This window comes from Methanobrevibacter sp., assembly GCF_036307625.1.
Lineage (GTDB): Archaea > Methanobacteriota > Methanobacteria > Methanobacteriales > Methanobacteriaceae > Methanocatella.
This window is the reverse complement of record NZ_JAXJXF010000008.1, coordinates 1-6,043: the sequence shown is the minus strand read 5'-3', so window position 1 is coordinate 6,043 and position 6,043 is coordinate 1. Positions and strand designations below refer to the sequence as shown.

Sequence of the window (6,043 nt, the reverse complement as noted above, 5' to 3'; positions counted from 1 at the left end):
GACGGTGTAATGCCTCAAACCAAAGAACACTTATTCTTATCCATGACTTTAGGTATTAAACAATTAATCATTGCAGTTAACAAAATGGATATGGAAAACTACAGTGAAGACAGATTCAATGAAGTAAAAGAAGAAGTTGGTGTCTTACTCAAATCCATCGGAAGAAATCCTTCTGACGTTCCATTCATCCCAATTTCCGCATTTGAAGGTGACAACATTAAAGAGAAAAGTGAAAACATGCCTTGGTACAAAGGTGACGCACTTATCACTGAATTAGACAAATTAACCCCACCTGAAAAACCTGTCGACTTACCATTAAGAGTACCTATTCAAGACGTCTACTCCATTACTGGTGTAGGAACCGTACCTGTAGGAAGAGTCGAAACCGGTATCATGAAAAAAGGTGAAAATGTTATCTTCGAACCTGCTGGAGCTTCCGGAGAAGTTAAATCTATCGAAATGCACCACGAAGTATTCGACGAAGCTGAACCTGGTGACAACATCGGATTCAACGTAAGAGGTGTAGGTAAAAACGATATCAGAAGAGGAGACGTAGCTGGACACACTAGTGACGCTCCAACTGTAGCTAAAGAATTTACCGCACAAGTTGTTGTATTACAACACCCTGGTGTAATCACCGTTGGATACACTCCTGTATTCCACTGTCACACTTCCCAAACTGCATGTACTTTCTTAGAATTAACTTCCAAATTAGACCCTGCTACTGGTCAACCTGAAAAAGGAACTCCTGACTTCCTTAAAACTGGTGATGCAGCTATCGTCCAAATTAAACCTACTAAACCAATGGTTATGGAAGAAGCTCAAAAAATCCCACCTATGGGAAGATTCGCTATCAGAGATATGGGTCAAACTGTTGCTGCAGGATTATGTCTTAAAGTTACTTCAGCAAAATAAGTTTGTAAACAATAACTAGAAAGTAATTTTTACTTTCTTTTCTTTTTGTTTTTTGGAGGATAATAAATGAATCAAGCAAGAATTAAGCTTACAGGAACAGATCCAGAAAAATTAGCATATGTATGTGATCAACTTAAAAAAATTGCTGAAAGAACTGGTGTTGACTTATCTGGTCCTATTCCATTACCAACTAAAAAATTAGTTGTACCAACAAGGAAATCTCCAGATGGAGAAGGAAAAGCTTCTTGGGAAAAATGGGAACTCAGGATTCATAAACGTTTAATCGGTATTGGAGCTGATGAACGTGCTATGAGACAAGTTATGAAAGTTAACGTTCCTGATAATGTAAGTATTGAAATTGAACTTAAAGGATAAATATTTAGAATCCTTCTAAATATTCCTTTTCATATGCCGAGATAGTCTAGTCTGGTAAGGCGCAGGACTTGAAATCCTGTGAGGTTTCCCTCGCCTGGGTTCAAATCCCAGTCTCGGCGTTTATATCTATTTTTAAAAAAAGTTTTTTAATTTGATATCTAATTCATCCAAATTAGATACAACATCATTTTTATTTAATTCGTCTATTTTTGGTCTTTGAATCATAATTACTGCAATATTCTTTTCATTTGCAGCCTGTATCTTTTCAACGACTCCACCTATTTCTCCGCTTTCCTTTGTAATCATTGCTGATGCATCATATCTTTCAATAAGATCAATATTTTCTTCAAGGCTTGCAGCTCCTTTCATTGGAATGATGTGGCTTGGGTCAATGTTTAGTTTTTCACATTTTTCAAGTGAGCTTTCCACCTTCAGAATTCTTGGGTAGAACCTTTCGGCGGAAACGTATTTCAGGATGTCCTCCATGGTGTTGGCTCCTGCAAAATGCAGAACATTTCCTTCATTGAATCTTTCAGATATCAATTTTCCAGCATCGTCAAATGAGTCTACGTAATGGATATGTGATGTGTCGATGTTTTTCAGGTCTGTGGTAGGTCTTTCAAAGCGAACATATGGAATTTTCAACTCTTTTGCTATGCTTGCGCTTGTCTGTGTAATGTGCTTTGCAAATGGGTGGGTGGCATCAATCAGAATGTCAAAGCCATTGTCCATTATGATTTTGATGATTTCCTCTTTGGGAAGCGGACGGGCTATGGTGTCGTCACTTCCTCCCTGCCTGGCCAGTTTGGCCCCATACTCTGTGGTGGTGGTTGTTAGGATGTATGCATCATAGCTTTTTTTAATAAATTCTATAATGTTTATGGAGTCTTTGGTTCCTCCAAGCAGAAGTATCCTCATTTCATCACCCTGTCCATTATTTTTTGTGTTATCACTATTGTTGAAGATACAATCAGAATTATTGCCCAGTCAATTGGGTCGATTGAAGTTGTTCTGAATATTGTCTGCAATTGTGGAATGTATAAAATCAAAAGCTGAAGCAGGAATGAAATTATGATTCCCAGGTAAAGAAATTTGCTTGATTTTTCTGAGTTTGCCCTTCCGTTGAACGCATTCAGCAATTGATATACTACAAATAATGTGAATGCAACTGTCATTGCTTTTATTGTTGGAGCTCCTGTGGATATTTCATATATGAATACGCATATTGTTCCTATTGCCATTACTATGCCTAAAATCAGTATCTGAAGCATTGTATTTTTGGTCAGTATATCTCCCTTTTCGGGAGGTCTTTTCATAATGTCCCTTTCGGCACCTTCAATACCAAGCATCTGTGCCGGAGGTCCGTCCATTACAATGTTAAGCCATAGAAGCTGTGCCGGATTGAACGGCAGAGGCAGATTCAGAAGTGAGGTCCCGACGATTGTCAGTATTGCTCCGACATTTGTGGATACCTGATATTTGACGAATCTTTTGATGTTGTCATAGATTTTCCTTCCTCCTTCAATTGCTTTCACGATTGTTGTAAAGTCGTTGTTTTGAAGAATCATGTCTGATGCTTCTTTTGCAACATCCGTTCCGTCACCCATTGCAACTCCAATTGATGCTTTTTTAAGTGCCGGTGCATCGTTTACACCGTCTCCGGTCATTGCAACAATGTTGTCCAGTTTTTTAAGTGTTTCCACGATTTTCATTTTTTGTGTTGGCTTTACTCTTGCATAGACTTGAATTTCAGGAGCTATTTTCAGGTATTCCTCATCGCTTAACCTATCCAGTTCGGCTCCGGTCATTACCTTTCCGTCGGTCAGGATGCCTATGTCTCTTGCAATTGCACATGCTGTCTTTTCATGGTCTCCGGTAATCATTATGATGTCGATTCCGGCATTGATACAGTCTCTTACGGATTTTTTCACGTCATTTTTAGGAGGGTCGATTAAACCGAGAAGTCCGGTAAATGTAAGGTTCTCTTCAGGTGTCTGGGTATCATTTATCTTGTATGCGAATCCGATTGTTCTGAGTGCATGTCCGCTCATTTCATCAATCTTTTCAAGTATCTTTTCCTTGGTTTTATCATCAATAATTTCAATACTTCCGTTTCTATCTATGTATTTGCATTTATCTAAAATTATTTCTGGAGCACCTTTGGATAAAACAATATTATTTTCACTGTCTAATATGTGTATGGTAGTCATCATTTTACGATTACTGTCAAGTGGAATTTCATCGATTCTTTCAAGGGTCACATCACATTCATTGCAATACTTTAGAATGGCTCCGTCAGTTTGATCTCCGATGATTTTATCATTGTCCAATGTGGCATTGTTGCATAATTTTCCAATTAGGTGTGTTTTGTCTTCATTTGTGTAAACGCTCTCGACTACAGTCATTTTATTTTCGGTCAGTGTACCTGTCTTGTCACTGCAGATGACTGTGCAGGAACCTAAGGTTTCAACTGACAGGAGCTTTCTTACAATTGCATTGGATTTTGCCATTTCTGACATTCCAAGAGCAAGTGTCAATGTCAGGACGGCCGGAAGGCCTTCCGGAATTGCTGCAACTGCCAGTGAAACTGCAGTCATGAATGTTTCGACAAGAGGTATTCCCTTTAAAAACTCCATGATGAAGATGGCTATACATACGACTATTGCGATGGCGGACAAAGTCTTTCCAAGCTTTCCAACACGTTTGGCAAGTGGGGTTTCCTCATCATCCTCCTGGACAATGTCTGCAATTTTCCCGATTTCTGTTGACATTCCAATGTTTTCAACAACTCCAAGTCCGTTTCCTGAAAGGATATTTGAGTCCATGTAAAGCTTATCGTTGATTTGTTTTGCAACTGCTTTGGACTCTCCTGTAAGCTGGGACTCATCACAGCTTAGGGATTTGCTTTCAATCAAAACTAAATCGGCTGGTACTTTTGAACCTTCCTCAAGAACTACGATGTCTCCAACGGTCAATGTTTTTGCATCAATTTCTCTAATCTTTGAGTCCCTTTTGACGACGGCATGTTTTGTGATGAAATTTTTAAGGCTTTCAATAGCCTTCTGTGATCTGTACTCCTGGATAAATCCCATAATCACATTCAAAAGAACTGCAAGGATTATCACTCCTGCATCGATAACGTCTCCAATTGCAAATGCGGCAATTGCGGCAACAATTAGAAGCCCAATTAGGATATCTACGAATTGAGATAGGAATAAGATATATAATGGTGTAGGTGGTTTTTCGGCAATCTCATTCAATCCGTATTCCTTCTGTCTTTTTTGAACTTCACTTGAGCTTAGTCCGTCCAGTGATGTGTCGTATCGGGTAAGTATGTCACTCATATTATCACCTTAAAATGTAAAAGCTTGCTTTTTTATAATTTTTTAACTGCATATTTACTTTGGGAGTATTTAAATCTTCCCCTGTCAATGGCTTGATAATCAGCATGGCATTGATTTTTCTTGAAAGATTCACCAGATGTGGCTGAAGTTCGCTTGGAGGCCTTATTGAATATATTATGTCGACATCCCTGTAAAGGTCAAGATTGGGGTTTGTGATATCGTCTTTGATGACGCTTTCGTTTGCCGGTGAAATGTCTGTTTTTATCAGGGTGATGTTTTTCCTTTCGCTCAGCATATCACAAATCATGTCAAATTTTCCCACTGCAATCTCGGCAATTTTGACATTTCTCTCTCCAATTTCATTCAGTATGTACTCTCCAAAATCTTGCCACATTTTTTTACCTCTTGAAATTAATTTTAATCAATCCAAACTATTAAATATATTGTTTTGTATAAGTATTTTTTAGTATGAAAGTAAGAAAGTTCGTTCCAAATGATATAAAAAGGGTTTTTGAAATAGAAAGCATGTCATTTGACCAATCCTACGGAATCAACATGTTTCAGCAGCTGTATGATATGGGCATAGGTTTTCTGGTTGCTGAAAAGGACAATTATGTAATAGGTTATGTAATGTTTTGGATCAAGTATGAAAATCAGGGTCACATAATCTCCATTGCAGTCGACAAGAATTATCGCAGGTTGGGCGCTGGAACCGAACTGCTTGTTCGTGCCATTTCAATCCTTTCCATGCTTAAGATTGACGCAATATATCTGGAAGTGAGACAAAGTAATGATGGTGCGGTCAGGTTTTATGAAAAATTTAATTTTATAAAGGATAGGGTTGTTCCCGGATATTATGAAGATGGGGATGCGGCCATAATAATGTATCTACCTGTTGAAAGGGGTAAAGTTTCCTAAAAGTAGATTTTTGTAGTCAGTAATGACTTCCGGAGGTATTGCACCTGTTGCAAACATTATCGCAAGCAATATTGCATAGAACAATATTATTGCAATCTGGATATATCCGTGTTTTTTTGCGCTAGGGTCTTTTCGGGTAATCAGATAAATCGCAATGATTAAACCGATGATGCTTCCCAATATTGCAAAGAAGTATCCGATAAATATCAGCAGTCTGCTTGTTTTGCCTGTTTCGGCTGGAGCAGGAGTGTATTCCTTTTGAATAACAATCGGATTTACCACTTTCACATTGTTTTCAGGATTCTTTTTAAATAGCAATGGGGTTCCGCATTTGACGCAGAATTCCGCTTCTTCAGGATTTTTATATCCGCATAATGGACAGGTGTCCTTGTCCTGTGTGATTTTTGGAAATTCATATCCGCATTTTATACAAAATCCGTAAACATCGTCACCTGCTGTACCGCATTGTGGACATCTTCTCATCATAATAT

General features: G+C 38.3%; 7 protein-coding genes and 1 tRNA gene. 4 read left to right on the top strand and 4 right to left on the bottom strand.

Going from position 1 to position 6,043, the window contains the following annotated elements:
• The 3 genes from UIB65_RS00400 to UIB65_RS00390 form a co-directional block, all read left to right on the top strand.
• A partial coding sequence (locus tag UIB65_RS00400; protein WP_330039195.1) for an elongation factor 1-alpha occupies positions 1–915 on the top strand: 915 nt, incomplete at its 5' end.
• Positions 916–981: 66 nt separating this feature from the next.
• Positions 982–1,290, top strand: a complete 309-nt coding sequence (rpsJ, locus tag UIB65_RS00395; protein ID WP_042691424.1) for a 30S ribosomal protein S10 — start codon at positions 982–984, stop codon at positions 1,288–1,290.
• Positions 1,291–1,325: 35 nt separating this feature from the next.
• Positions 1,326–1,409, top strand: a tRNA-Ser gene (locus tag UIB65_RS00390).
• Between the two features lie 13 nt (positions 1,410–1,422).
• Here UIB65_RS00390 and cobK read toward each other — a convergent pair.
• The 3 genes from cobK to UIB65_RS00375 are packed head-to-tail and all read right to left on the bottom strand — an operon-like array spanning position 1,423 to position 5,028.
• Entirely contained in the window at positions 1,423–2,208 is a 786-nt protein-coding gene (gene cobK, locus UIB65_RS00385) for a precorrin-6A reductase (RefSeq protein ID WP_330039194.1), read from the bottom strand.
• Complete coding sequence (locus UIB65_RS00380) at positions 2,205–4,634, bottom strand: calcium-translocating P-type ATPase, PMCA-type (RefSeq protein WP_330039193.1); 2,430 nt, start codon at positions 4,632–4,634, stop codon at positions 2,205–2,207. The genes cobK and UIB65_RS00380 overlap by 4 nt, the downstream gene beginning before the upstream one ends.
• A gap of 4 nt (positions 4,635–4,638) precedes the next feature.
• Complete coding sequence (locus UIB65_RS00375) at positions 4,639–5,028, bottom strand: UPF0146 family protein (protein WP_330039192.1); 390 nt, start codon at positions 5,026–5,028, stop codon at positions 4,639–4,641.
• Positions 5,029–5,102: 74 nt separating this feature from the next.
• Here UIB65_RS00375 and rimI point away from each other — a divergent pair, with 74 nt between their 5' ends.
• Entirely contained in the window at positions 5,103–5,552 is a 450-nt protein-coding gene (gene rimI, locus UIB65_RS00370) for a ribosomal protein S18-alanine N-acetyltransferase (RefSeq protein ID WP_330039191.1), read from the top strand.
• Here rimI and UIB65_RS00365 read toward each other — a convergent pair.
• On the bottom strand, positions 5,523–6,043 hold a 521-nt coding region (locus UIB65_RS00365; RefSeq protein WP_330039190.1), incomplete at its 5' end, for a zinc ribbon domain-containing protein. The two genes, rimI and UIB65_RS00365, sit on opposite strands and share 30 nt — an antisense overlap.